This window comes from Bradyrhizobium sp. 613_E4_N2_2 (genome assembly GCF_052075995.1).
In the GTDB taxonomy this organism is placed as follows: Bacteria; Pseudomonadota; Alphaproteobacteria; order Rhizobiales; family Xanthobacteraceae; genus Bradyrhizobium; species Bradyrhizobium barranii.
Window position 1 is genome coordinate 4,440,885 of the sequence record NZ_CP197234.1, and the last position, 26,386, is coordinate 4,467,270.

At 64.3% G+C, this 26,386-nt stretch carries 23 protein-coding genes and 2 pseudogenes; 10 read left to right on the forward strand and 15 right to left on the reverse strand.

The features are described from left to right. Positions 1 to 143 precede the first annotated feature (143 nt). Together AB7290_RS21275 and AB7290_RS21280 are read left to right on the forward strand one after the other, a co-directional pair. The gene (locus tag AB7290_RS21275) at positions 144 to 1,121 is read left to right on the forward strand and encodes a LysR family transcriptional regulator (RefSeq protein ID WP_085401492.1); all 978 of its coding nucleotides are present in this window, start codon (positions 144 to 146) and stop codon (positions 1,119 to 1,121) included. A gap of 139 nt (positions 1,122 to 1,260) precedes the next feature. Then, complete coding sequence (locus AB7290_RS21280) at positions 1,261 to 2,457, forward strand: M24 family metallopeptidase (protein WP_085401491.1); 1,197 nt, start codon at positions 1,261 to 1,263, stop codon at positions 2,455 to 2,457. Positions 2,458 to 2,606: 149 nt separating this feature from the next. On the opposite strand, the gene AB7290_RS21285 is transcribed toward AB7290_RS21280, so the two are convergent. Beyond that, positions 2,607 to 3,422 carry a hypothetical protein gene (locus AB7290_RS21285; protein WP_085401490.1) on the reverse strand — a complete coding sequence of 272 codons (816 nt, stop codon included), beginning with the start codon at positions 3,420 to 3,422 and terminating at the stop codon, positions 2,607 to 2,609. A 290-nt stretch (positions 3,423 to 3,712) separates the two neighbouring features. Here AB7290_RS21285 and AB7290_RS21290 point away from each other — a divergent pair. After that, positions 3,713 to 3,865: pseudogene (locus tag AB7290_RS21290) on the forward strand (glyoxalase superfamily protein); the annotation flags it as partial. A gap of 72 nt (positions 3,866 to 3,937) precedes the next feature. Further along, a pseudogene (locus AB7290_RS21295) lies at positions 3,938 to 4,033 on the forward strand (ClpX C4-type zinc finger protein); the annotation flags it as partial. A gap of 348 nt (positions 4,034 to 4,381) precedes the next feature. Here AB7290_RS21295 and fsrB read toward each other — a convergent pair. The 5 genes from fsrB to AB7290_RS21320 all read right to left on the reverse strand — a co-directional run bounded on the left by fsrB (position 4,382) and on the right by AB7290_RS21320 (position 11,531). After that, positions 4,382 to 5,674: a siderophore utilization protein FsrB gene (gene fsrB, locus AB7290_RS21300; RefSeq protein WP_085401536.1), complete on the reverse strand. Its 1,293-nt coding sequence runs from the start codon at positions 5,672 to 5,674 to the stop codon at positions 4,382 to 4,384. Positions 5,675 to 6,165: 491 nt separating this feature from the next. Beyond that, the gene (locus AB7290_RS21305) at positions 6,166 to 7,572 is read right to left on the reverse strand and encodes a Dyp-type peroxidase (RefSeq protein WP_354115171.1); all 1,407 of its coding nucleotides are present in this window, start codon (positions 7,570 to 7,572) and stop codon (positions 6,166 to 6,168) included. Between the two features lie 80 nt (positions 7,573 to 7,652). Further along, positions 7,653 to 8,111, reverse strand: a complete 459-nt coding sequence (locus AB7290_RS21310) for a hypothetical protein (RefSeq protein WP_354115170.1) — start codon at positions 8,109 to 8,111, stop codon at positions 7,653 to 7,655. Positions 8,112 to 8,318: 207 nt separating this feature from the next. After that, positions 8,319 to 10,319 carry a primary-amine oxidase gene (locus AB7290_RS21315; RefSeq protein WP_085401487.1) on the reverse strand — a complete coding sequence of 667 codons (2,001 nt, stop codon included), beginning with the start codon at positions 10,317 to 10,319 and terminating at the stop codon, positions 8,319 to 8,321. 15 nt (positions 10,320 to 10,334) lie between these two features. Further along, positions 10,335 to 11,531, reverse strand: a complete 1,197-nt coding sequence (locus AB7290_RS21320) for a serine hydrolase domain-containing protein (protein WP_085401535.1) — start codon at positions 11,529 to 11,531, stop codon at positions 10,335 to 10,337. 178 nt (positions 11,532 to 11,709) lie between these two features. On the opposite strand from AB7290_RS21320, the gene AB7290_RS21325 reads away from it, so the two are divergent. Further along, complete coding sequence (locus AB7290_RS21325; RefSeq protein WP_085401486.1) at positions 11,710 to 12,699, forward strand: helix-turn-helix domain-containing protein; 990 nt, start codon at positions 11,710 to 11,712, stop codon at positions 12,697 to 12,699. A 177-nt stretch (positions 12,700 to 12,876) separates the two neighbouring features. On the opposite strand, the gene AB7290_RS21330 is transcribed toward AB7290_RS21325, so the two are convergent. The 5 genes from AB7290_RS21330 to AB7290_RS21350 form a co-directional block, all read right to left on the reverse strand. Beyond that, on the reverse strand, positions 12,877 to 13,650 hold the full coding sequence (locus tag AB7290_RS21330) for a MetQ/NlpA family ABC transporter substrate-binding protein (RefSeq protein WP_085401485.1): 774 nt from the start codon (positions 13,648 to 13,650) through the stop codon (positions 12,877 to 12,879). 28 nt (positions 13,651 to 13,678) lie between these two features. Beyond that, a complete protein-coding gene (locus AB7290_RS21335) occupies positions 13,679 to 14,344 on the reverse strand; it encodes a methionine ABC transporter permease (RefSeq protein ID WP_085401484.1) in 666 nt (221 codons plus the stop codon). Next, on the reverse strand, positions 14,334 to 15,473 hold the full coding sequence (locus AB7290_RS21340) for a methionine ABC transporter ATP-binding protein (RefSeq protein ID WP_201266182.1): 1,140 nt from the start codon (positions 15,471 to 15,473) through the stop codon (positions 14,334 to 14,336). The genes AB7290_RS21335 and AB7290_RS21340 overlap by 11 nt, the downstream gene beginning before the upstream one ends. A 233-nt stretch (positions 15,474 to 15,706) precedes the next feature. Then, positions 15,707 to 17,179 carry a DASS family sodium-coupled anion symporter gene (locus AB7290_RS21345; RefSeq protein ID WP_085401483.1) on the reverse strand — a complete coding sequence of 491 codons (1,473 nt, stop codon included), beginning with the start codon at positions 17,177 to 17,179 and terminating at the stop codon, positions 15,707 to 15,709. A 115-nt stretch (positions 17,180 to 17,294) separates the two neighbouring features. Beyond that, a complete protein-coding gene (locus AB7290_RS21350) occupies positions 17,295 to 18,101 on the reverse strand; it encodes an enoyl-CoA hydratase/isomerase family protein (protein ID WP_085401533.1) in 807 nt (268 codons plus the stop codon). A 120-nt stretch (positions 18,102 to 18,221) separates the two neighbouring features. On the opposite strand from AB7290_RS21350, the gene nthA reads away from it, so the two are divergent. From nthA to AB7290_RS21365, 3 genes are read left to right on the forward strand one after another with little or no spacing between them, the layout of a single operon-like run. Beyond that, complete coding sequence (gene nthA, locus AB7290_RS21355; RefSeq protein ID WP_063983312.1) at positions 18,222 to 18,845, forward strand: nitrile hydratase subunit alpha; 624 nt, start codon at positions 18,222 to 18,224, stop codon at positions 18,843 to 18,845. Then, positions 18,842 to 19,501: a nitrile hydratase subunit beta gene (gene nthB / locus AB7290_RS21360; protein ID WP_085401482.1), complete on the forward strand. Its 660-nt coding sequence runs from the start codon at positions 18,842 to 18,844 to the stop codon at positions 19,499 to 19,501. Before nthA ends, nthB begins: the two co-directional genes overlap by 4 nt. Next, positions 19,501 to 19,878, forward strand: coding sequence for a nitrile hydratase accessory protein (locus AB7290_RS21365; protein ID WP_085401481.1), 378 nt, complete (start codon positions 19,501 to 19,503; stop codon positions 19,876 to 19,878). The genes nthB and AB7290_RS21365 overlap by 1 nt, the downstream gene beginning before the upstream one ends. A gap of 243 nt (positions 19,879 to 20,121) precedes the next feature. Here the strand turns inward: AB7290_RS21365 and queC are convergent, their stop codons facing one another. Continuing rightward, positions 20,122 to 20,838, reverse strand: a complete 717-nt coding sequence (queC, locus tag AB7290_RS21370) for a 7-cyano-7-deazaguanine synthase QueC (RefSeq protein WP_085399565.1) — start codon at positions 20,836 to 20,838, stop codon at positions 20,122 to 20,124. Positions 20,839 to 20,975: 137 nt separating this feature from the next. On the opposite strand from queC, the gene mazG reads away from it, so the two are divergent. Both mazG and AB7290_RS21380 read left to right on the forward strand, forming a co-directional pair. After that, positions 20,976 to 21,830: a nucleoside triphosphate pyrophosphohydrolase gene (gene mazG / locus AB7290_RS21375; protein ID WP_063983316.1), complete on the forward strand. Its 855-nt coding sequence runs from the start codon at positions 20,976 to 20,978 to the stop codon at positions 21,828 to 21,830. Positions 21,831 to 22,023: 193 nt separating this feature from the next. After that, a complete protein-coding gene (locus tag AB7290_RS21380) occupies positions 22,024 to 23,046 on the forward strand; it encodes a DUF2278 family protein (protein WP_085399564.1) in 1,023 nt (340 codons plus the stop codon). Between the two features lie 78 nt (positions 23,047 to 23,124). Here AB7290_RS21380 and hflX read toward each other — a convergent pair whose 3' ends face one another. From hflX to ntrX, 3 genes are all read right to left on the reverse strand, one after another. Continuing rightward, complete coding sequence (gene hflX / locus AB7290_RS21385; protein ID WP_085399563.1) at positions 23,125 to 24,504, reverse strand: GTPase HflX; 1,380 nt, start codon at positions 24,502 to 24,504, stop codon at positions 23,125 to 23,127. An 11-nt stretch (positions 24,505 to 24,515) separates the two neighbouring features. Beyond that, positions 24,516 to 24,764, reverse strand: coding sequence for an RNA chaperone Hfq (gene hfq, locus AB7290_RS21390; protein WP_007591126.1), 249 nt, complete (start codon positions 24,762 to 24,764; stop codon positions 24,516 to 24,518). Between the two features lie 248 nt (positions 24,765 to 25,012). Beyond that, on the reverse strand, positions 25,013 to 26,383 hold the full coding sequence (gene ntrX / locus AB7290_RS21395) for a nitrogen assimilation response regulator NtrX (protein WP_063983319.1): 1,371 nt from the start codon (positions 26,381 to 26,383) through the stop codon (positions 25,013 to 25,015). Between the last annotated feature and the right edge of the window lie 3 nt (positions 26,384 to 26,386).

Genomic DNA, 26,386 nt, shown 5'->3' on the forward strand with positions numbered 1-26,386 from the left:
CGCCTTCAGATTGGTGGCGCGGACGGCCAGGCGTCGCGGTGCGGGCGCCCTGCTCGGTTGCGTTGGCCGCGCGCATGGCCTTAACTGGAAACGATCGCAGGTACGCAACGGGCGCGCGATCCGCCTGCGACGGTGTCCTGCACGTGGCTGTTTCCTTCAAGACCCTGGACCTGAACCTGCTCAAGGTCTTCGACGCCGTCATGGAGGAGCGCAGCGTGCTGCGGGCGAGCCAGCGGGTTGCGCTCAGTCAATCCGCCGTAAGCCATTCGCTCGCCCGGCTCCGCGAGATGCTGGAAGACGATTTGTTCGTGCGCACGGCGACCGGCATGCAGCCGACCGCGCGCGCGTTGACGATGGCCCCACAGGTTCGCGAGGCGCTGCGATCGCTCGAGGCGGCGGTCGAGCAGCCGCGCTTCGTTCCGGCGGCCTCCACAAGGCAATTCACCCTCGCCGCCAACGACTTCACCACGATGGTGCTGGCCTCACCGCTCCTGGAGATACTCAGGCTTGAGGCGCCGGCGATCGACCTGATCATCAAGCCGGTGACGCGGATCGATCTCGCCGAGCAGATCGACCTTGGTCGAATCGACGTTGCGATCGGTGTCTTCTCGGATCCGCCGAGCCGCTTCCGGACCTCGCTGTTGTTCGAATATGACGACGTGCTGATCGTGGGCGGAAAGCGCAAGCTCGGCCGGATCGACAACGCGGCCCTGGCGCGCATGCCGCTGGTCGTTGTCTCCTTCGGCGGCGAGCAGGAGGGCGCAATCGGAGGCTTCATCTCCGAGCGCGGCCTCGCAAGGCGATCGGAAATGTATGACCGCGCGGCGCTCGAACGGGCATTGTCCGAAAGCGACCGGCCGCCGCGCATAGCTGTTTCGCTGCCGCATTTCCTGGCGCTGCCCGCCCTGCTCGCGGACTCCGAATTGGCGGCCATCGTTCCGCGGCCTTTAGCGCGGGCATTCGAACGCGCGCATGCCATCACGACGTACGAACTGCCTTACGCCACAACCCCGGTCGAGGTCCGGCTGTTGTGGCACGAACGTATCGAGGGCGAGCCGTCGCATGACTGGCTTCACGATATCCTCAGGCGTGCGACCGCGGACCTCAGGCGTGGACGCTAGCTGGAGACGCTCTCAGTTCCATTTTCCATCGGGTCGTTCGGTCGGGGCGCGCGAGTGGAGGTTGTGCTAGACTAGGCGTCGCAGCCCTGAAGAGGTCAACGATACAAGGCGGTCTCAACCGCCGCTCAAGGAGCCCGTCATGCAGGAGAACGTCACTCGCGCGAACAGCTCGCGCGCCATTCCGTTCGACGCCGCCAAGCTCGACCGTCTCATGGAGGCCGCCGGCCTCGACGTGCTGGTCGTGACCTCCAAGCACAATGTGCAGTACTTGCTCGGCGCCGAGCGCGCGATCTTCTTCGATTACATGGACGCGATGGGCGTCAGCCGCTATCTGCCGGTCCTGGTCTATCCCAGGGGTGCGCCGGACAAGGCGGTCTATATCGGCCACCGTCTGGAGACCCATCAACGCGCCGTGGCGCCGCCATGGGTACCGCAGGTCCGGACCGAGTCCAACGGCTCGGTGGATGCCGTGACGCGGGCCGTGGGCCTGATCCGGGATGCCGGCGTGCCCTTGAAGCGGGTCGGGGTCGAGATGGCGTTCCTGCCGATGGATGCAGCAAGGGCGCTCGCCGACGCCCTGCCCGGCGCCGAGCTCAAGGACGCGCTGCTGGCGCTGGAGCGGCTGCGGGCGGTCAAGTCGGCGGACGAGCTGGCCAAGCTCAAGACGGCGTCCGAGCTCGTCATTGCATCAATGCTGGAGGTGATCGCCGCGCACGGCCCGGGCACCACCAAGCAGCAATTGTCGGACAGTTTGCGCATCGCCGAAGCCAATCGCGGCCTGACCTTCGAATACTGCCTGCTCGCCTGCGGCAGCAGCCACAACCGGGCGCCGTCTGCGCAGCGCTGGGAGCAAGGCGACGTGCTGTCGCTCGACTCCGGCGGCAATTATCACGGCTATATCGGCGACCTCGCCCGCATGGCCGTGCTGGGCGAACCCGACAGCGAACTGAAGGATTGCCTGGCCGAGATCGAGGCGGTTCAGCGCGCCGCCTTTGCCGCGGTCCGACCTGGCGCCCTCGGCGGCGACATCTACGTCGCGGCCGAGCGGCGGCTTGCCCAGATCACTCAGCGCGACTTCACAGATTTCCTGGCCCATGGCATGGGTCTCGTCAGCCACGAGGCCCCTCGCCTGACCGCCAAAGGTCCGGTCCCCTACGACGACACCGACGCCCGGCTGCCGCTCGAAACAGGCATGGTGGTCTCGATCGAGACCACGATGAAGCATCCGAAGCGCGGCTTCATCAAGCTCGAGGATACGGTTGTGGTGACGCCTACCGGGTATGAGATTTTTGGCGAAGGTGGCCGGGGCTGGAATTTGGGTGGGAGTGCGCTTTAGCCTGAGGACGTTGCAAGACCCTCATGGTGAGGAGCGCGGCACGCGCGTCTCGAACCATGACGGCCCGCCTCTCGCGTGTGGCCATCCTTCGAGACACCCGCTTTGCGGGCTCCTCAGGATGAGGTGCGGAGTGTGGGGAAGCTGCGCAATTACCGCGCCAGCAGCAGCTCCAGCTGGCTCTGCGCCTTCTTCACCGCGCCCGCGAACCAGCTCTGGCTGGGCGCCTCCTTGGCGAAACACTTTGTGTAGGCGTCCATGGCCTGGTCTTCCTTGGCCATGGCGTCCTGCGGGGTCTTCCTGGCCATCATCTGCTTCCAGACTTTTTCGCAGGCCGGGATCTCGGCCGTCTTCACGGCATCGGTGACGGCGAGGAAGAAGACCTTGTCGCCCTGAATCGCGACCACGTCGATTTCGTGCGGCGCGCCCTTCAGGTCGCCGTTGCCGCGCACGCCGAGCACGGCGACCGCGGCACTCGCGGATGCGGGCTTCGTGATCGGCAGCTCGGCATATTTGGCGAAGGCCGAGTCCTGGATGGCTTGATAGTAGAAGCGATCCGACTTGAAGGCTGCGGCGATCTCCTGCGGCAGGCCGTCCTCGCGGTGCTCGCGCAGCCAGTGCTTGAGCAGACCTGTGGTGGTCACCACGGCCTGCATCTTGTCGCCTTCGGAGGCAAAGCCTAGACCGTCGAGATGGCCGAAGCCGGAGTCGCCCTTGAACAGCGTGTCGGCGTTCGACTTGCCTTCCGCCGGCAGCCCCTTGATCGTGACAGGTCCGACCAGGCCGCGCAGCACACCCGTCAGCTCGTTGAGCGCTGCATCGTGCTGCTTGAAAGTCTCGTCGTTCTCCTTGGCTTTGGAGAAGTTTGCGATGTAGCGATCGCGCAAATCGAGATAGTGCTGCTCGGGCGTGGCGGCACAGGTGGGCGTCGCGAAAACGAGCAGGCAGAGCAAGGCGAGCGATCTCATTGCAATTTCCGGAAGACTGGGAGCGATCTCCAGTCTTTGTGCCGGTGCCGGACGGGAAGGTTCATCGGCTCCTGAACTGCAAACGTGCGCGGCGGCCGGAGGTGTCGATGTACCCGTTTCAGGTTGACAAGAGCGGCCGTCCGGCGCCAAAATTCGGTTGGGTCGATACACCTGCTGCCTGCGCCCTTTGGGGATGGTGAACGTATCAAAGTCGCCCTCACCCTCGCTATTGGCGAGCGGGTCGGCAAGGCAGGCACCGATCTTCTCCGTTCGCCGATACGGGTGCTCTCATGCGCGATTTCCGCGATGCGAAGGCTATGGCTCGTTCCTTGCGCGATGCCTTGAATGCCAAAGCCGTGCAAACCACTCACAGCGAAGCTTTGGAACTGATCGCGAAAGCGTTCGGGTACGAGAACTGGAATATTCTGTCGGCCAAGATTGATGCGGCGCAGCCGAGTGCTGGCGTGCAGAATCCTGCCCAGCAGGATCGTCCCATCTACTGTTCGTTCTGCGGCATGAACCAGCATGAAGTGAGCAAGCTGGTGGCTGGGCCGGCTGTCTTTATCTGCGACGAATGTATCGACCTATGCACCGATATCGTTGATGAGCAGCTGCTTCGACTCATCGAAGGAGATGCAGACAGTGCTCGCGCCATGCCCACCGATAGACTGCTTCACTATGTGGAGCACGCGAACAAAGGGGTGGAGCGCAATCGGCTGTTGTCGCAGAACATCGAAAGGGTTTTTGCGCTTCGACAGAACGCCTCGGCGGCGAATGATGACGTGTTCAAGACATCCAACGTCGCCCGATTGAGAGGCAAGACGTCCGACGAACTGCTGGCGATGAAGAAGTTTTCGCTCAGTCAGTTGAAACGTTACGAGCAGGCGCTGCAGACCGCGATGCCCATCGTCAACGAGCGCACTCGGTAAACGCGCAGACGATCGAGCACCACGCCGGCCCTACTCCGCCGGCGTGAGCTGCTGCCGGCTCAGGCGCATCGCCGCCGTCTCGCGCACCCGGACGCGGGCGCGGCGCTTGCGCCACCAGATCACGACGCCGGTGACCGACAGTGCCGCCACCACGAGGCCCATGATCGAAATCAGGATACGCCCAAAGAGCCCAACGATGCGGCCTGAATGCAGCGGGAATTGCGCCTGCACGAAGATGTCGGCGGCGGTGCCGACCCACGGCAGCCGTTCGCCGATCGGACGGCCGTCCTCGCTGTCGTAATAGAGCTGGGCCGGCCCGACGCCGCCGGCGCCGTGATCGTCGCCGGGATGGAAGAACGCCGCGGCATAGACGCCATGGGCCGGGCCGTAATTGATCGAGCCGACCGGGACGGTCCACCCTCGCCCCTTGCCGTCAGCCGCCGCGCGCGCAGCAATGTCGGCGAACGTCACCCTGGGCTCGATGGGATCGTCGAGATTGCGGTAGGGCCGCTGCTCATAGGGCGTCGGCGTGTAGTTCGACACCATCTTCATCATCGGCGAGAACACCTCGAAATAGAGGTTCAGCGAGAACGCCGTGAAGGCGATGATGAACAGCACGCCCCAGGTCCACAGGCTGAAGGCGCGATGGATGTCAAAATTGATCCGGTAGGCGCTGCCCGATGCCTTGATGGTCCAGGCCGGCGCCCAGCGCGCCCAGAAGCCGCGTTCGAGCTGGCGCGTGACCTGGGGCGCCCGCGCGGCCTTGGCGCGCCGTCGCGAGGGCAGTGTCAGATAGAAGCCGACGAAGCAATCGATAGTCCAGATGATGGCGATCACGCCGAGCACGCGCATGCCCCAGCGATCGCTGCCCCAGAATTCTGGGATGTGCATGGTGTAGTGGAGCTTGTAGAGGAACGAGACGAAGTTCTCGCGCGTCACCGGCCACACCGCGCCCCAATAGCGCCGGCCGAGCTCCGCGCCGGTGTTGGGATCGAGGAAAATCTGGTTGTAGTCGATCGCAAAGCGTTTTCCCGTCGCCGGATCGATCCGCGGCATCACGAAGAACCACAGCGAGTGCCCCTCCTCCGGCGTCACGAAAAGGTGGACGACGCGTGCGCGGGGATCGCGCTGCTCGATCATCTTCGCGAGCTCGATCGAGGGGATCGCCGGGCCTTTGCTGGTGACGTCGAACAGGTGGTGGTTCAACACCTCGTCGATCTCATGATCCCAGGAGATGATCGCCCCGGTGATGCCGGAGAAGAACAGGAAGCCGGCCGTCAGCAGTCCCGCCCAGCGATGCAGCTTGCCAAATATCGCTCTCATCGTCTCGACTTTCATCAAGCGGCTCCAGCGCGCTGCGCCGGCGCTTCCACCGAGACCGTGGGAATTTGAGTCTGCGCCTGCACAGGCGCGAAGGGAACGCAGAGAGCGAATATGCTGACAGCGCCGAAGAAAAGCACCTGAAGCTGTCGAAGGCGCGCATTGGAGCACGAACGAAGTTGGAAGTCTGACACGTCTAGCGAGGTCCCGCGCACTGCCGGCTTTGCCGGAATGATTTTTGGACTCTCGCCCTAACGCGGGGGCATTCTCAGTGCGAGAGACGCAGAGTTAGAATCTATCGAGACCGGGGAATAAATCGTGCGACCAATGCGCCCATATGCGCGTCGAGGTGCATCGCTGGCTTCTGCGAGCGCTTCGATATGGAATGCTTCTAGAGTGAGAACATTCGCCGCTTGTCTGCGACCGCCTGGAAACGGCGGGCTCGCTGTCGCGAACGAATGGCTGCGGCGACAATGCGACGGTTGCCCGGCAGTTCAACCTTGCGCGGCAATCATCGTGTTGAGCGCTCTAACGCTCGGCGCAAACAGCACTGCGACGCCCTTGTAGCGGATAAACTGCTTCATCTGGAACGTCACGGAGGCGTCTCCCGCGAGCGGAACCTGGAACCGGGTCTCGGCCTTTGGGTCTGCCCGGTTTCCGGTCAACGCATCCTGCGCGTTGGCTCCGTTCGGAAGGCGCATGTAGGCGTCGGCAAAGTCCGTCTGATGCATCCACCGCAGGATGGTATAGAATTGCTCGTTGATCCTGGCGAAGTAGAACAGCCCTACGATGCCGCGGTCCTTGCCGTCGTCCTCCGTGCCCTCCAGATGAGGGCCGTAGGAAAATCCGCGGCGTATGACGCGCGGCGGCCCCTTGGGGAAACGAATCTGATTGGCGAATTTCAGCGGGTGATCGCGGCAATTGACAATCCGAATGTGAGCCCCGAGCGGGCATTTGACGCCATTTGGATCGCCGCCGTAACCGAACGCATCGTTCAATTGTGGGGTCGACGGTGGTGCATCCGGAAAACGTGACAGCGGCGACCCGTGTCGCCAGCGCCCCATCATCTTGGCCGCGATCCATTCCTCGGCCAGCTCCGGACCGACATGCGGCGCCGCCTGCGGTGCATTCGCCTTCAGGAATTTGTTGAAGGCCGCGACGTCCTGATAAAGCCATGACAGGCCGACGAATGATCCATCGCGCGCGAAGTCCTGCCATGGACCGGGCTTGAACGGTGCAGTGGGAAAATCGCTGTTCGGATAGCCGACGACGATCTCGCGACAATCGACGGCGTCGGAAGCCCTGGTAGCCGGCGCATCCTGCCAGTCAACATTGGGCGCGGTGATTCCATCACGATAGCCAAAATGCAGGCGGCCGTCGGCTGGGCGACAGCCGGACAGCGCACCGTCGTCCCAACTGTCGAGCGACAATTCCCGGACACCGAAGCCTGTCGCCGACTGCCGCACCTGCGCGAGGCAATCGGCTTTCTGCTCGGGCGTATCGAACCCGATATGGATGGCGAGATCGATATCGCTCGACTTGAACTTGCCGTCCCACCATCCGGCCGGAGCGCTGGCGTCGAAGAAACCAAGCTGTGTCGCAATGCCGCCATCCGGCGCCTGCGCCGGGTCCACGAACGATACCTCGAACTGCTGCCGCCCCTGCGCGACGTCAAGGTCGGGGCGACCCGACATCAACGTCGCGATGCCGTTCCAACTGAACATGAAATGGAACGCGGGACCATCGGCGTCCGGGCCCGCCCCCACCGCGGCCCGCGGTATCCATTGCCGCAGGAAGGACCTGGCACCGCCGGCGTCGCCAAACCTAAACAACAGAACCGCGAGTAGCGGCTTGGCCGAGCTTCGAGCGACGATCGCCTGCAAATTGCCGAGATCCACCATGGCGCCTGCCCTGCAAGAACGGTCAGTCGATAGGCAGCCTCAAAGCGGCCTATCCCGAAAGCGCAAATACGCTCTGAAAGCTATTTCCCGAGCTTTGCCAGAATGTCTGCGACAGTCATGCCGTCGTAAGCCGAGAACAGCCAGCCGGACGGGTTGCCGCTGATGTCGGTTGAGCCGTCGGTCGCGGTGCCCAGCGAACGCGCGTTGTGGTTCTTCGAGAATTCGAAGAATGCATTGGGATCGTTGACGTCCAGGCCAGTTGTATCTGCCAGGGAAAATATCGCGGCAAATATCGGAGTGAGCGCTCGCCGGAAAAACTCCGTGTATTCCTGGTGCGTTCCCTCATATTCGGTGATGACCTGGATGTACTTGTCCTCGATGACGACGACCCGGGCGAAATGAACGATCCTGGACTGCTTCAGCGCCGCCGCGATGGCGGGCTGAACCTTCTCAGTGAAGCTCGCCTCGAGATTCCGCAGCTTTGCCAGGGTCTCGGCATCCTGCTTGATCGGCAGCGTGAGATTGAGTGCATGGGTCATGGGAAATCTCCTTAAAGAATACAACCTTAAGATGGTATCACTCTCGAAAGGAATTGGAAGCAATCTTTTCGACCTGCGGCCGGCCGTCGCGTCGCGGGCCGTTCGAAAGGGGCAGCAATACTCCCCTGACAATTCGACCGCGAGCGCATGCGACCAGCGAACCAGCGCTGTTTGGCCTGCTGCGAAAATTGTTGTCGCGCGACGAGTCTAGGCTTTGCCGGCGTGGCAGCATGCGCCGCCGGCGGCGTCCTTCGGGTCGCCCGCCAGCACGCTGCGACTGTTGCGCTCCGGCGGAATGTCGCCGGCGGCATTGGCCGAAAAGAATCCGGTCGGCTTCAGCATGAAGCCGGCATATTCGACCGGCATGATCGGAAAATCCTCGGGCTTGCAGACGTGGGTGTGGCCGAACGAGTGCCACACCACGAGATCTGTATTCTCGATGTTGCGGTTCTGCGCGGCGTAGCGCGGCAGGCCGTCGCCGCCGGCATGGACATTGGGATAATCGCCGCTGGCGTATTTCTCGTCCTTGTCGAAGGCCGTGACCCAGACGTGCTTCGTCGCAAAGCCGCCGCGCTTGCGCACGTAGCTGCCCTCCTGCGCCAGCATCAGCGGGCTCGGATTGACGACGAGCTTGTAGGCCGGCGCGTTGCCGACCGAATTGGTCTCGTTGGGATTGCTGATCTTCCAGAACCGGCCGGTCTCGCCATTCGCAATGGCAGCCGCATCACGCTCGCGCGACAGCACGCGCGTCGTGGTGTCGAAGGCGTTGCCGTGCGGATTGTCCGCGCCCCAGGGCCGCGGCACGAACTCGTGCTCGGCGACGGTATTGCCGCCGCCGTCGAGGTCCATGTGCAGGCGCACGTTGAAGAAATGCTGGTGCGTGGGGCCACCCAGATTGTCGTCGACCATGCCGCCCCATTTGTACTTTTCGCCTGATGGCACAGCGGCGGTCTGGATGATGCCGGTGAGTTTTGTTTCGAGCTGGATCGTGCCGTCCTGGTACAGGTACCAGTAGAAGCCATAGTCGTAATTGCCGACGGTCGCGAAGAACGAGATGACGAGGCGCCGCGAGCGGCGGACCTCGAACAGGCCGTTGCGGAATTCGTAGTGCTTCCAGGCAATTCCGTAGTCTTCTTCATGCATGCAGATGGCGTTCTGCATGACGAAGGGCTCGCCCTTGTTGTCGGCGGCCGGCACGTCGAAATAATGGATATTGCCCAGGCAGTCGCAGCCGAGCTCGAGCGCGTTGGCGAGCATGCCGAGCCCGTATTCCCCGGCATCGAACGCCGACTTCCAGAAATGGTTCTCGGTCGGATCGGCATAGGGCACCACCATCTCGGTAACGCTGGCGCGATGGATCAGCGAGCGCTTGCGTGCACCGTCCTGGTAGGCGAGCTGATGCAGCACCAGGCCCTCGCGCGGCGTGAAGCCGACGCGAAAGTTCCATTTCTGCCAGTCGACCTTCCAGCCATCGACCTTGAAGCTCGCGCCCTCCGGCTGTTCGATATGCAGCGGCTTGATGTCGGTGCGCGGATTTTTGACTTCATGCGCGCCGTAATTCCGCTTCTTGCGCGGGATCGGCACGATCGGATCTGCGTCCGTGAGGTCGATGACCTTGCCGCCGATCAGGTCGACCACGGCGACTACGCCCTCGATCGGATGGGCGTAGCCGTTGTCCTGAAGGTGCTCGCGGAAAAAGCTGACGGCGCGCACGATACGGGCGCCGCGCTCGTACTCAAAATCGAAGAAACCCGAGGAGAACGGATCAACCTGGACCAGCTCGATATCCTTGTCGGTCAACCCGCGCCGGACCATCGCCGCGCGCCAGCCTGGATCGGCCTTCACCACGGCCTCGCACTTGAAAAATTCTTCCAGCATCACCGGCGGCTGCCCATAGGGCGCCTCGCGGTTCGGAAGGACCTTGCGCGCGACGATCTCATTGCGCGCGAGATCGACGATGTGCTCGATCGCCTCGCCCGTGGTGATGTCCAGAGTCAGCGCGAAGGCGCGGCGCCCTGCTCCGCCCGCAGCCAATTCCTGTTTGGTCGGCTCCTCCAGCCGCACCGTCGGGAAGCGGCAGTTCTCCGGCGAGGTCGCGGCGGCACGAACCAGCGTGCAGGCGGCCGTGATCTCTTCGGCTGTCAGAGGATCGAGCGGATGAGGTGCGGCCGCTTGAATCGGTGATTTGGCTTTGACGGTATCGAGCATGATGATGACCAGAAATCAGCGCGGGGCGAGATGCGCGGTGATGGCGCGGAAGGCGGCGAGCCAGCGGTGGTCGAGCGGAACATCCATCGCCTTCGGCTGCGTCGCGAGCTTGACGATGACGGTGTCGGTGGCCGCGTCGATATAGAGCCACTGGCCGTGGATGCCGATCCCCGCGAGATCGTTCCGCGACGGATCGATCGTGTACCATTTGCTGCGGTAGCGGGCGCCCGGGAAGATGTCGGCGAGATCGCCGTCTTTCCACGCCTGGGGATCGCCGTTCTCGTGGATGTCGTCGATCCACCAGCCCGGCACCACCTGCCGTCCCTCGACCACGCCGCGGCAGCGGATCATTTCGCCGAAGCGCAGGAGATCGCGCGCGGTGACGGAAAGGCCGCCGGCGATGCGGCCCATGCCGTGGCTGTCGAGCGTGAGCGAGCCATCCTCCTCGGCGCTCATCGGCTGCCAGAGATAGTCGGAGAGGATGCGATGGTAAGGCATGCCGCAGGCGCGCTCGTAGACCCAGCCGAGCACTTCCGTATTGGTCGAGACGTAGTGGAACACCTTGCCGTGCGGCTTGCCGGTCCCGCGCAGCGTGGTGAGATAGGCGCGCTGATGGCCGGCCTCGACGCCTGGCGGCGGCACGTCCCAGCCCGAGGAGAAGCGATAGCGCGCGACGTCGCCGGCCGGATCCTCGTAGTCCTCCTCGAACTTGATCGCGACCGCCATGTCGAGGACGTTGCGGACGGTGCAGCTGCCATAGACCGAGCTCTCCAGCTCCGGCACGTAGCGCACCACCCTCGCTTCGGGATCGAGCAGGCCGCGCGCGGCCAGCACGCCGCCAAGCGTGCCGGCGATCGACTTGCTGATGGAGCAGATCAGATGCGGCGTCGTCGCGCTCATGCCGTCGCCGTACCATTCGTGGATCAGCGTGCCCCGGTGCATGACGAGCAGCACATCGGAAAAGGTCTCGCGCAGTGTGGCCTCGATCGTGGTCGGCTTGCCGTCCGGCGCGGTGAAGCTGAGCTCTTGCAGCTCGCGCGGCGCGCTTGCCATCGGTGTGGGATGCGCGGAGCGACGGACTTCCGCGGTCGGCAGCACTTCGCGGGTGTGGGTGAAACCCCAGCGGATGGCGGGAAAGCTGCGCCAATTGGCACGGGTCACTTGGGCCTCGGGCGTGGGCGGGCTGCCGCGCATGATGTCCGTCGGTCGCATCTCGATCCTCCGCAAGGCCATCCCGACTGCGATGTCGGAACGGCAAGGGAGAAGACTGCACACAGGCCGCATCGGGCGTTATCGAGATCCGGCAATATTTTGCTGGACAGCGGCTATGGCCGTGCCAGTCTGGCGTGGTTCTTGGTAGCTCTCGGCTAGCAAATTTCGACGTGATGTCATGACTTTAAGCGCAACTCTTCCGACTCCGGACTCGGCTGCAAACCTGTTTCAGGCGCGCAGCACCGACGTCGACGAGCATTGCGCCGCGCTCGGCCGCTGGCGCCTGAGCTACGACCAGATCAGCGCCGGCGCCTTCCGCGGCAGCTTCACGCAACTCTCCCTGCCCCGGCTCGAAGTCTTCCGCGAGATCACCAGCCAGCAGGTGCGCCAATACGGCCAGCTCGGTGCCGACAGCTTTGGCATCGGCCTGCCCTGGCACGGCGGCGGCGAGGTCAATTGCAACGGCGCCAATGTTGCGGGCTCTCAGGTCATCGCCAGCTTCGACGCCGAGATCGACATGTGTACGCCGAAGGCGTTCGAGCTGCGCGGTGTCGTCGCCAGCGCGGTGCTGATCGCGGAGCTTGCGGCTCGGCTCGACATCGAATTGCCGCGCGCCGTCTGGCACCAGTTGCGGGTGATCGAGATGGCGCCGGCGCCGGTCGCGCGGCTGCGCGCCCACCTCGCCGCCATTCACGAGACCATCACGGCCGCACCCGAACGGTTCGACGATCCGGCCGCGCGACAGGCGCTGGAGGACGCCCTCCTCGTCGAGATCATGGACATGCTGCCGACGGCCCAGCCCAGCGATCCCGGCCGCAGCGCCACGGCGCGCAAGCGCACCGTGGATCGCGCCCGCGAGCTGATGCATGGCAGCGGCGATCGCTCGCTGTCGCTGCTGGAGGTCTGCAAGGCGGTCGGCGCGAGCCCGCGCAAGCTCGGCTATTGCTTTCAGGAAGTCGTGGGCACGAGCCCGATGCATTACTGGCGCGCGATGCGGCTGAACCGGGTGCGGCGGGACCTGAAGCGCGCCGGCGGCGCCGAGACGTCGATCTACGACGTCGCCGTGCGACACGGCTTCTGGCACTTCAGCCAGTTCTCGCTCGACTACAAGCGCCACTTCTCCGAGCTGCCCTCGGAGACACTGCGGCGCGCGAGGCTTGTCGCCTGACGCGCGCGTCTTCTACTCTACGACTAGTCGTGGCTAGCAGCTCGCTTGCGGCCATCCTTCGAGATGCCCGCCTCTGGCGGGCTCTCGGGATGAGGTCGCGTTTTGCGGCGAGATATTGGACCCTCATGGTGAGGAGCTCGCGTAAGCGGGCGTCTCGAGCCATGCAGGCCGGGCACGTTACCAGGTCGGCAAATACGTACCCTTGAAGCGCGTCTCAAGAAACGCCTTCACGGGATCGGAGTGATAGACCTCGATCAGCTGCTTCACCCACGGCTTGTCCTTGTCCTCCTCGCGGACGGCGAGGATGTTGACCCAGGGACCATCGGGGTTCTCGCGCGCGATCGCATCGGTCGCCGGATTGAGGCCGGCCTGCACGGCGTAATTGTTGTTGATCGAGACGACGTCGACGTCCTGCAGCGCGCGCGGAAGCTGGGCAGCATCGAGCTCGACGAAGCGCAGCTTCTTCGGGTTGTCGGTGATATCGGCAATGGTCGAAGCGACGTTGTTCGGGTCCTTCAGCTTGATCACGCCGTGCAGCGCCAAAATCATCAGGCCGCGGGCGCCGTTGGAGGGATCGTTGGCAATTGCAACGCGGGCGCCTTCTGGCAAATCGGCGAGCTTCTTGTATTTCTGCGAATAGACGCCCTGCGGCGAGCCGATCGTGTTCGCGACCTTGACGATTTTCCAGCCGGTCTTGGAGATCTGGTTCTTCAGGTAAGGCTCGTGTTGGAACGAGTTGGCTTCGAGGTCCTTCAGCGCCAGCGCCTGGTTCGGAATGACGTAGTCGGTGAACTCGACCACCTTGATGTCGAGGCCGCGCTCGGCGCCGACCTTCTTCACGACGTCCATGATCTCGGCATGGGGACCGGCTGTAACGCCGACGCGGATGGTTTCAGCTTGAGCGGTGGTCGCAAGCAAGGCTGCAGCCGCAAGGGTTGCGAGAAAGCGCATTGTAGTCTCCAGTTTCAGGGAATGTGTATCAGCGCTGCCGCAGCCGGCGGTTGACCCGGCGTGCGAGATAATCGCCCGCGCTCTGGACGAGCTGCACCAGCGCGATCAGAACGACCACGACGGCGAGCATCATCTCCGGCATGAAGCGCTGATAGCCGTAGCGGATGCCGAGATCGCCGAGCCCGCCGCCACCGACGGCACCGACCATGGCGGAGTAGCCGAGCAGGCTGACCACCGCGAGCGTCAGCGCCAGCAGCAGGCCGGGCAGCGCCTCGGGGATCAGCACCTTGAGCACGATCTGGATCGGTGATGCCCCGAACGAGGACGCGGTCTCGATCAGGCCGCCATCGACCTCGCGGATCGCGGCCTCGACCAGGCGTGCGATGAACGGCGCCGATGCGATGACCAGCGGCACGATCGCGGCAGTCGATCCGATCGAAGTGCCGGCAATGAGCCGCGTGAACGGGATGATGGCGACGACCAGGATGATGAAGGGCGTGGAGCGCGTCGCATTGACGACGATGCCGAGCACGCGATTGATGGTGGGCGCCGCGAACAGCTCGCCTTTCCGGCTGGTCGCGAGGAACACGCCGAGCGGCAGGCCGAAGGCGGTGCCGACCAGTGCCGCGATGCCGACCATGTACAGGCTTTCGCCTGTTGCCTGGACGATGAGGTTGATGAGTTCAGGCGACATAGCCGAGACGCTCCGCCGGGAGTTGATATTGAGAGAGCCAGGCGAGCGTGCGCGTCACCGCGTCCTCGCCACCGGGAATACCGAGGGTCAATGAGCCCACATGTTGGCCGCCGATCTCGTCGATGCGCGCCGACAGCAGCGCCACGTCGAGACCGAGCTCGCGGGCAAGCCGCGCCACCACCGTGTCGCCGGCCCCTGCCCCGCGCACCTGGACGCGGATCACGGCCTGCCCGCCGGCAGACGGCTCCGACACGATCCGGCTCGCCAGCGAGACCGGCAGACTGTCGCCGATCACTTCGGCCAGGAAGGACTGCGTGATCGGATGCTTGGGGTGCGTGAAGATGTCGGCGACATGGCCGCTCTCGACGACATGGCCGGCGTCGAGCACCACCACTTCCTTGGCGAGCTGGCGCACCACGGACATTTCGTGGGTGATCAGCACGATGGTCACGCCGAGCTCGCGGTTGATGTTGGCGAGCAGATCGAGGATCGCGCGCGTGGTCTGCGGGTCGAGCGCCGAGGTCGCCTCGTCCGATAGCAGCACGCTCGGCCGCGTCGCCAGCGCACGGGCAATGCCGATGCGCTGCTTTTGGCCGCCCGAGAGTTCGGAAGGGTAGCGGTCGTGCTTGTCGGCGATGCCGACCAGCGCCAGCAGCTCGGCGACGCGGGCCTTGACGTCGGACTTGGCCCAGCCGGCGATCTCCAGCGGCAGCGCGATGTTGTCGGCCGCCGTACGCGACGACAGCAGGTTGAAATGCTGGAAGATCATCCCGATAGAGCGCTGCGCAAGCCGCAATTCGCGGCCCGCCAGCGCCGAGATGTCGCTGTTGTCGACGATCACGCGGCCCGTGGTCGGCTTCTCCAGCCCGTTGATCAGCCGGACCAGGCTCGACTTGCCAGCGCCGGAGCGGCCGATGACGCCGGTGATCGAGCCGCGCGCAATCGCGAAGTCGATGTCTTGCAGCGCGTTGACGCCGGGCTTGCCGCGATAGGCCGGATAGATCTTCGAGATGCCCTCGAAACGGACCATCGCGTCGGCGTTCCGTGCGGCAGGTGAAATCGCTTCAAGCGTTTCGATCTTCTGTCCGATCGCGAGCGATTGGTGGGCGTTCATGGAGGCGGCCTTCATGCACAACAGTTCCTGCTGCCCCCGTGGGGCATGCGGGAACCGGTCGCGTCAAGCGACGGAGAGTGAAATCGCGGCGAGGGTTCGGGTGGAACGCGCTGCACTGCAGCACACACCATCGCTTTTTCAGGTCTTCCTTGCAATGTCAGATATTTGCGGGGAGTTGGACGAAGTTTTCCCAATCCCACCCCGGCGAAGAAAATTCGTCTGCCGGGGGTATGAGCTTCCGGCCCCGCTCAGCTGATCTGCAACCAGGGCAGCACGATCAGCAGCAGTCCCGCAAAATAGAGCAGCCCGAACAGCAGCCCAAAGCCCCAGAACTGGCCCTTCCCGATATAGCCGCTGCCGAAATACATCGGCGCGGGTCCCGTCGCGTAAGGCGAGATCACGCCCATCAGGCCGAGCGAATACATGCAGAGCATGGCGAGCGTCGTGACCGGCAGGCCGGGGATGCCCGATCCGACCGCGAGCACCACCGGCAGCACGGCTGCGGCATGCGACGTGATGCTCGAGAAGAAGTAGTGGATCCAGAAGAACAGCGCGACCAGCAGGAGCATCGCGGTCGACGGCGACAGCCCCGCGAGCGGTTTGGCGTATTCGGTCGCGAACCATTTGATGAAGCCGATTTCGTTGAGGCCCGAGGCCAGCGTCAGCAGCGAGGTGAAATAGAAGAACACCTCCCAGGCGCTCTTCTCGCTGACGATGTCGGCGAACTCGATCACGCCCGTCACCAGCATCAGCGAGATCACGATGAACACGACGGTGGTGGCGTTGACGAAGTTCGAGCCGAGCAGCGGCACGTGGATGTCCGGGCTCGAGCCCGCGATCCACAGGAACATCGCGAGGACGATCAGAGCCAGCATGATCCACTCGTTGCGCGACATCGGGCCCATCTCGCTGACCTCCCTGGCCGCCCATTCGGAGATCTCCGGGCTGTGCTTCACCTCGGGACGGCAGACCACATAGCTGAGCAGCGGCACGAGGATCATCAGGAGGATGCCGAGCGGCGCAAAGCCGACGAACCACTGCGCCCAGCTCACCTCGACGCCGGCGGTCCTCTTGGCGATCGCAAGCGCGGCCGCATTGGGCGCGAGCGCGGTGAAGAACAGCGAGCTGGTGATCGCGGTTGCCGCAAACGCCGTCCACATCACATAGGTGCCGATCTTGCCGGCGGTCGGCCCGGGCTCGGAGCCGTAGATGCGCGGGATGTTGCTGATGATGGGATAGACGATGCCGCCGCTGCGCGCGGTGTTGGATGGCGTCGCTGGTGCCAGCAGGAAGTCCGACATCGCCACCGCGTAGCCGAGACCGAGCGTGTTGCGGCCGAGCTTCTGCACCAGCACCAGCGCGATACGGCGGCCGAGCTGGCTCTTGCGATAACCGATCGAGAATACGAAGGCGCCAACGATCAGCCACACCGTGCTCTCGGCAAATCCCGCCAGCATCCAGCGCAGCGATTTGCCGGGATCGGGATCGATATAGCCGGCGACGCCCGCGACCGTCAGCCCGATGAACCCGACCGCGCCGACCGGCATCGATTCCAGGATGAGCCCGGTGATGACGGCCGCGAACACGGCAAAATAGTGCCATTGATTGGCGTTGAGACCGGTCGGCACCGGCCACAGATAGATGGCCAGCCACACCACGAGCGGCGCGATCAGCTTCCAGCTAAACCCTTTTGCCTGAGGCGTCTGCGAGCTAACGGCCATGGGCCCTCCCCCCTCGATTGTCGTCGCATTGTACCGCCCGTTGGCCGAGCCGTTTTTGTCCTAGCGCGGCGTATACGGACTGTCCGCGGCGCGATCAATGGCCTGACTTCACGTTCTACCGCCCCTTGAAGCGCGGCTTGCGGCGGGTCAGGAACGCCTCGACGCCCTCCTTGTGGTCTTCGGTGAGACTCGCCAGCGCGAACTGGTCGACGTCCATGTGGCTGGCGAGATCATCCAGCGCATGTGCCAGCCGGTTGACGGTCAGCTTGGTCATGGCGACCGAGAGCGGCGGCTGCGCGGCGACCTTCCGGGCAAGCTCCATGGCGGCATCGAACGCATGGCCGGGATCGGCCACCTGCTCCACCAAACCCCACTCGTAGGCCTCATCGGCCGAGATGCGCTGGTCGGCCAGGATCACCGCCTGCTTGGTGCGGGCCGGCCCGATCAGATGCAGCATGCGCGGGATGCTCTGCCAGCTCATGTTCATGCCGAGCCCGATCTCGGGCACGCGCAGATGCGCGTCGTGCCCCATCACGCGGAAGTCGAGCGCCACGGCCAGCGCGACGCCGCCGCCGACGCAAAAACCCTCGATGGCGGCGATCGTGATCTGCTCCATCTCATGCCAGGCATGGGTCAGACGCGGCCCGAGCTTGAGATGCCGCCGCAGCGTGCCGAGATCCATGTCCTTGCGCGAGCGGCCCTCGGCATCCTTGAGGTCGAAGCCGGCGCTGAAGGCGCTGGTGCTGCCCGTCAGAACCACGACGGACGTTGCGACATCATCCTCGAAGCTGCGCGCGGCCGCGGTGAGCTGGCGCAGCGCCTCCGGCGAGAGCGCGTTGATGCCGTCGCCGCGGTCGAACCGCACCACCGCAATCCGCCCCTCCGGTCCGAGGCCCTTCTCGATCGTCACGAAGTTCGTCACCAATGTCTCCCTATCCGCTTTGCGGCGAGGCTAGCCTACATCCGGCCTCACGAATATGGGACCCGGTTGCGCCCCGGCGCATACTCGACAGGCAGGGACCATTGCGCCTATCTTTGCGCCATGAGCCACGATCACGACCATCATCACGACCATTCCGAGCTGTCGGAGACCGAGCTGCGCGTGCGCGCGCTCGAGACGATCTTGACAGAAAAAGGCTATGTCGAGCCGGCCGCGCTCGACGCCATCATCCAGGCCTACGAGACCAGGATCGGCCCGCACAACGGCGCTCGCGTCGTCGCCAAGGCCTGGACCGATCCGGCGTTCAAAAAGGCGCTGCTGGAGGATGGCTCGAAGGCCATCGGCACGCTCGGCCATGTCAGCCGCGTCGGCGACCATCTCGTCGTGGTCGAGAATACGCCAGAGCGACACAACATGGTCGTGTGCACGCTGTGCTCCTGCTACCCCTGGGAGATGCTGGGGCTGCCGCCGGTCTGGTACAAGGCTGCGCCCTATCGTTCGCGCGCGGTGAAGGACCCGCGCGGCGTGCTCGCCGATTTCGACGTCACGCTGCCCAAGGACATGGAAATCCGAGTGTGGGATTCCACCGCCGAGACCCGCTTCCTGGTGCTGCCGATGCGCCCCGCGGGCACCGAAGGCTGGAGTGAGGAGCAGCTCGCCGAGCTCGTCACGCGCGATTCCATGATCGGCACCGGCTTTCCCAAGACGCCTGGAGCGCCCTCGTGAACGGCGTCCACGACATGGGCGGCATGGACGGGTTCGGCAAGGTCGAGGCCGAGCCGAACGAGCCGATGTTTCACGAGGAGTGGGAATCGCGTGTTCTCGCCATGGTGCGCGCGATGGGCGCGGCGGGCGCCTTCAACATCGACACCTCGCGCTTCTATCGCGAGACGCTGCCGCCGCACGTCTATCTCTCGAGCTCCTACTACAAGAAATGGTTTCTCGGGCTCGAGGAGATGCTGATTGAGAAGGGCTACCTCACCCGGGACGAGGTCGCCGCCGGCCACGCGATGCAGCCTGCAAGGGCGCTCAAGCACGGCAAGTTCGACCTCGCCAATGTCGAGCGCGTCATGGTGCGCGGCAAATTCGCCCGCCCTGCTCCGGCGCCGGCAAAATTCAACATCGGCGACCGCGTCCGCGCCAGGAACATTCATCCGACCACGCATACGCGGCTGCCGCGCTATGTGCGCGGCCATGTCGGTGTCGTCGAGCTGAACCACGGCTGCCACGTATTTCCGGATTCGGCGGCGATGGAGCTCGGCGAAAATCCGCAATGGCTTTACACGGTGGTGTTCGAGGGCCGCGATCTCTGGGGCGCGGACGGTGATCCGACCTTGAAGGTTTCGATCGACGCCTTCGAACCCTATCTGGACCCGGCGTGATGAGCAGCGCGGCTGCGGCCGCCGCGACGGCGGCCATTCCGAGCATTCCGCGCGATGACGACGGCCCGGTGTTCCGCGCACCCTGGGAAGCGCATGCGTTTGCGATGGCGCTGACGCTGCACGAGCGCGGCGTGTTCACCTGGCCGGAATGGGCCGCAGCCTTGGCCTCCGAGATCAAGCGCGCGCAAGCCGCCGGCGATCCTGATACGGGCGAGACCTATTACCTGCACTGGCTCGCCACGCTGGAAGGTTTGGTTGCAAGCAAGGGCGTCGCATCGACGGAGACGCTGCACCGCTACCGCGACGCCTGGGACCACGCCGCCGACCGCACGCCGCACGGCAAGCCGATCGAGCTGCGGCCGGAGGATTTTCGGTAGGTCGCGCCTGACCCGTCATTACGAGCGCAGCGAAGCAATCCAGTATCTCTCCGCGGTGACAGTCTGGATTGCTTCGTCGCTTAGCTCCTCGCAATGACGACGTTGAGAGAGCGCAAGCTCTATCCTCCGTCGTCGCCCGGCTTGACCGGGCGACCCAGTACGCCGCGGCTTCTCGGCTCAAGCACCTTCTCTGGAATACTGGATCGCCCGCTTTCGCGGGCGATGACGGCGGAGATTGGAGCGCTATTTGCGCCCCGCCGCAAACTCCCGCCATCCCTTCGCCCGCAAACTGCACGCCGGGCACTCGCCGCACCCGAAACCCCACTCATGCTGGGCGCCGCGTTCGCCGAGATAGCAGGTGTGCGAGTGCTCGCGGATGAGATCGACCAGTCCTGCGCCGCCGAGGTCATGGGCTAGCTTCCACGTCGCCGCCTTGTCGATCCACATCAGCGGCGTATGCAGCTCGAATGGCCTGGCCATGCCGAGCGAGAGCGCGGCCTGCATGGCGCGGATGGTGTCGTCGCGGCAATCGGGATAGCCGGAATAATCGGTTTCGCACATGCCGCCGACGATGTGGGTGATACCGCGCCGGTAGGCGAGCGCCGCGGCGAAGGTCAGGAACACCAGATTGCGGCCGGGCACGAACGTGTTCGGCAGGCCGTCGGCGCCCATCGCGATGGCGACGTCGCGCGTCAGCGCCGTCTCGGACACGGCCGCCAGCGTTGGGATCGACAGCGTGTGGCTCTCGCCGAGCCTTGCGGCCCAGTCTGCGCGCAGACCCTTGATGCCGTCGAACAGCCGGTCGCGGCAGGCGAGCTCGATGGCATGGCGCTGGCCATACTCGAAACCCAGTGTCTCCACGCGTGCAAAGCGGCTGAGCGCCCAGGCGAGGCAGGTGGTGGAATCCTGGCCGCCGGAAAAGAGCACCAGGGCGGTTTGTGATGAAAATGCGTCACTCATGGCCCGCGCTTTAGCACTGCGGGGGCGGCTCGCCAATCTGCCGCCAATCGGTGGAAATCGGCCTGTTCCGCCGCGCCGCGCTGGGAACGGCGGGCCGCTTTTGGCATAAGGCTTTGGAGCCAGGAGACTGCCCCGCAATGACCCCTTCCCGCGACATTTCCCGTCTGATCGAGATCATGGCGGCGCTGCGCACGCCGGTGACCGGCTGCCCCTGGGACCTCGAGCAGAATTTCGCGACGATCGCGCCCTACACGATCGAGGAGGCCTATGAGGTGGTCGAGGCCATCAGCCGCGGCGATCTCGACGATCTGCGCGAGGAGCTCGGAGACCTCCTGCTCCAGGTCGTGTTTCACGCCCAGATGGCTTCAGAACAGAATGCCTTTACCTTCGGCGACGTCGTGGAGGCCATCACCCGCAAGATGATCCGGCGCCACCCTCATGTCTTCGCCGACAAGGACGGCAACCTCGCCTCCTCCCACGTCAAGGAGGTCTGGGACCGCATCAAGGCCGAGGAGAAAGCCGAACGTGCGGCTCGCCGGCCGCCGGAGGAAACGCCGACGCACAAGTCGTTACTCTCGGGCGTCAAGGCCGGTCAGCCCGCGCTGACGCGCGCGATGGAGCTCCAGCGCAAGGCCTCCACCGTCGGCTTCGACTGGAACGACCCGCGCGCGGTGCTGGCGAAAATCCGCGAAGAAGCCGACGAGATCGAGGCGGCGCTCGACCGCAACGACAGCGAGGGGCTGGCGGAGGAAACCGGCGATCTGATGTTCGCACTCGTCAATCTCGCCCGCCACGTCGACGCCGATCCGGAAGCCGCGCTACGCGCGACGAATGCAAAGTTCGAGCGGCGCTTCGCCTTCATCGAGCGCGCGCTTGAGGCGCAGGGGCGGACGCTCGAGCAGGCGTCGCTGGCGGAGATGGACGCGCTGTGGAACGCGGCGAAGAGTGAGGGGAAACCGGTATCAGAGACTCGCTCGCAGGCCCGCCGCTAGCGTTGTGGCCTGCTCCATCGGTGTACCCGCAAGGATCGAAGCGGTCGCGAAGGAGATATAGGTCAGCATCTTTTCCCGAATGCAGCGAGGCGGTCATGGCGGATCGCAGTCAAGCCATGAAACCGTCACGACAAGCAGTCTAAAGTTGAGCAACGGAGCCCGCGCAGCCGAAATCCCACCTCAGGTGAGTGCGATGCCATTAAAGCACTATTCGGTCCTCAAGGGACGCCCGATCGCGATGCGTTTCGGCACCGGCCAGTCGCCGCACTATCAAGTCCATGTCGTGGCCGACAACGCGGATTTCCGCATCGCCGTCAATGTGCAGTCAGGCGACGGAAGCGAAGTCGAGTTCCTGGTGCGATCGCATTTTGTCCATCCGATCACCGATCATCTCGCGGCGCTGCCGGAGGGCCTGCACCCGCAGCCGCCGAAGCCGGCCAGCATCGCGCTGGACTTCATTCGCGGCAATCTGATGCAGCCCCAGGAGATGATCCCGCTCCCGCTGTCGGTGCCCGGACCCGACAATGACCTCAACGAGAAGCTCGACCAGTTCGTCCAGCGCGCGCTCTCGAACGAAAGCGCGATGATCTACGCATTCGGTGAGACGTGGGGGCCGGAGACCAAAGCGGACAATTATTTCGGCTTCCGGCCGGGTCGCGGCATCCACGACATCCATATGAATCAGGGAAACCCAATCGGACGGTTCTCGGGCGACAACGGGCCATGGCAAGACGGCGGGCTGGTGTTCGAATTCCCGGATCAGAAGCTATGGACGGCGGTCTTCCTCAAATTCCAGACTCAGGCCTGGCACACCGACGACAAGACCGGTGACCCCATCGATCTCGGCGCGCCGACACAGCCGCCAGATCCGACCGCTCCTCCGACCGGGCAAATGCCTGACGGACTCGTGCGCATCATCGCAGCACTCGTCAATGCCTTGAAGACGCCCGAGCGGGAAGTCGTCACGCTGCTCAATACAGCCGATCGCGACATCGATCTCACCGGCTGGATGCTGGCTGACAAGCAGAAGAACAAAATGGTCCTGTCAGGGCAGATCGCGGCCGGGGGCACACTCGCCGTCGTCGTGCAGAAGCCGATGGAATTGTCGAACCAGGGCGGCATCATTTCGTTGCTGGACGAGCGTGGGATCAAGATCCATGGCGTCGCCTATACCAAGGCGCAGGCGAAAACTCCGGGCCTGACCATTCCGTTCTAGCGTTACACGCCTCAACCCAGAAACGCGGGTATGGTCGATATCGCACGCAGGCCGGTCGGGCGCACCGCGCCCTTCGGATCACGCCACGCGCGGCACGGCATCGAACCGGTTCACCACGATATCCCGCTTGGTCTCGTCGACCCGCACCGTCATGTCGAAGCGGCCGTCGTGCAGCTCTTTCGCCAGCACCTCCGCATTTCGATGCAGCCAGCTGATGCCGGCACCGTCGGCGGCGTCGATGGAGAGATCGAGCGTGGTGCGCTTTGCGGCGAGCCGTTCCTCGATGGCGGCGAGCAGCGCGTCGATCCCCTCGCCTGACACGGCCGACACCAGCATCGCCGGGTGATCCTCCGGCCGGCGCGCGGCGATGTTCAAAAGCTCTTCGCGCTTGTCAGGCTCGTAACGGTCGATCTTGTTCCAGACCTCGATGATGCGGCCGGAATCGTCGGGGTTGATGCCGAGCTGGCGCAGCACCGCGTCGACGTCGCTCTGCTGGGCCTCGGCATCCTCGTGCGAGATGTCGCGCACATGCAGGATGACGTCGGCTTCCAGCACCTCCTCCAGCGTGGCGCGGAAGGCGGCGACGAGCTGCGTCGGCAGGTTGGAGATGAAGCCGACGGTGTCGGACAGCATCGCCTTGCCGCCATGCGGCAAAGTGAGCGCGCGCAGGGTCGGATCGAGTGTGGCGAACAGCATGTCGGCGGCCTGAACGTCGGCGCGGGTCAGGCGGTTGAATAGCGTCGACTTGCCGGCATTGGTGTAGCCGACCAGCGCGACGACGCGATACGGCACGCGCTGGCGCCCGGCGCGATGCAGCCGCCGCGTCGCCTGCACCTTCTTCAGCTCGCCCTCGAGTTTCGAGATGCGCTCCTGGATCAGGCGGCGATCGGCCTCGATCTGCGTCTCGCCGGGACCGCCCATGAATCCGAAGCCGCCACGCTGGCGTTCCAGATGGGTCCAGGAGCGAACGAGGCGCGAGCGCTGGTAGTTGAGATGCGCAAGCTCGACCTGGAGCGAGCCTTCCTTGGTCTTGGCGCGGCGGCCGAAGATTTCCAGGATGAGCCCGGTGCGGTCGAGCACCTTGGCGTGCAATTCCTTCTCGAGATTGCGCTGCTGGATCGGCGCCAGCGCGCAATCCATCACCACGAGCTCGACGTCGAGGCTCTTGGCCAGCGCGGCGATCTCCTCGACCTTGCCCTTGCCGATATAGGTCGCGGGGCGGATCTGGCTGATCGGCGCGATGATGGCGTCGGCAATGACGAGGTCGATCGCTCGCGCGAGGCCGGCGGCCTCATCGAGCCGGGCCTCCGCGTCACGCTGAACATGGCTTTCCGATTGCGCATCGGCACCGCTCGCGCGCACACGCAAGTAGGGGCCGATGACAAGCACCCGCCCCGTCTGCTTCGCCCCTGCCGACCGCGGACGGTCGGCCTCCCCGTCGAAATTCCGGGGTTCCAATCAGATCACTCTCAAGCCGGCTGATCCTCGCCGCCTTCGAACAACTGGATCGGAGCGCCCGGCATGATGGTCGAGATCGCATGCTTGTAGACAAGCTGCGAGTGACCGTCGCGCCGAAGCAGCAAACAGAAATTGTCGAACCAGGTCACGATGCCCTGGAGCTTCACTCCGTTGACCAGAAAGATCGTCAGTGGCGTCTTGGTTTTGCGAACGTGATTGAGGAAGGTGTCCTGTAGGTTTTGTGCGCGGTCTGCCGCCATTGTTTTTTTCTCGCTTTGAGTTTCTTTTTATTGCGCCGGTTGCGGCCCTCTTTGTGACATTCGGGGCCTCTTCCGGTTGCTATTCCTCATGAGATCCCCCTCGGAGGAACAGCGGTTCGATTAGAGGACAGGACGGGTTATTAGGCAAGCCGCTTCACGCGGCAGGCCACGCCCAAATGCCCCGAAAAACTACGGAAATCGATGATTTTCCTCGCTAATCCCTGAGGTGCGGCCGCGACGTCGCGGTGTCAGCCGACACCGAGCGCCTTCAGCTTCCGGTGCAACGCCGAACGTTCCATGCCAACAAACTCAGCCGTGCGAGAAATATTTCCTGAAAAACGGCTGATCTGTGCAATCAAATAGTCGCGCTCGAACACTTCGCGCGCTTCGCGCAGCGGCAGCCCCATGATGTGCTCGCCATTGTTGCTGGTCGGCATCGCCGGCACCATCGAGCCGACGTCCTGCGGCAGCATGTCGGCGGTGATGATCACCTCCGGTCCGCCCGCGGCCAGAATCATGACTCTCTCAACGTTGTTGCGGAGCTGGCGTACGTTGCCGGGCCACACATGCGATTGCAGCACCGCCATCGCGTCCTGCCCGATCTGCCGCTTGGGCAGGCCGCTGCCGGCCGAGATCTGCTCCATGAAATAGTCGATCAATTCCGGAATGTCCTCGCGCCGCTCCGAGAGCGCGGGCACGCGGATCGGCACCACCGAGAGCCGATGATAGAGGTCTTCGCGGAAATGACCGGCAGCGATCTCCTCTTCGAGATTTCGCGCCGTGGAGGAGATGATGCGGACGTCGACCTGCACCTTGCCGGTGCCGCCGACGCGCTGGAACGACTGCTCGACCAGCACTCGCAAAATCTTGTTCTGGGTCTCGCGCGGCATGTCCGCGATCTCGTCGATGAACAGCGTGCCGCCATGGGCTTCCTCGAGCGCGCCGGGCTTACGCGGCTGCTCGCCATTGGACTGTTCGACGCCGAACATCTCGTGCTCCATGCGCTCCGGCGTGATCGCGGCGGCATTGATCACGACGAACGGACCATCGGCGCGGCCCGAGGCCGTATGCAGCGTGCGCGCGGTCAGCTCCTTGCCCGCGCCGGCCGGGCCGACGATCAGGATGCGGCTGTTGGCTTTGGCCGCGCGATCGATGGTCTGGCGCAGCTGGTTCATGCTCGGCGAGCGGCCGACGAGCGAGCTTGCGCTCGGCGCGAGCTGCTTCAGCTCCTTGACCTCGCGCTTGAGCCGCGAGTTCTCGAGCGCTCTGTTCGCGACCAGGATCAGCCGGTCGGCCTTGAACGGCTTCTCGATAAAGTCGTAGGCGCCGCGCTTGATCGCGGCGACCGCGGTCTCGATGTTGCCGTGGCCGGAGATCATCACGACCGGCAGATCGGCATTGTCCTTCTTGACCTGCTCCAGCAGCTGCAAGCCGTCGAGCTTGGAGCCCTGGAGCCAGATGTCGAGAAACACCAGGTGCGGCCTGCGATTGGCGATCTCGGCTAGCGCCGTATCGCTGTCGCGAGCGGTCCTTGTCACGAAGCCCTCGTCTTCGAGAATGCCCGCGACGAGATCGCGAATATCGGCCTCATCATCGACAATCAGAATTTCACTTGCCATGGT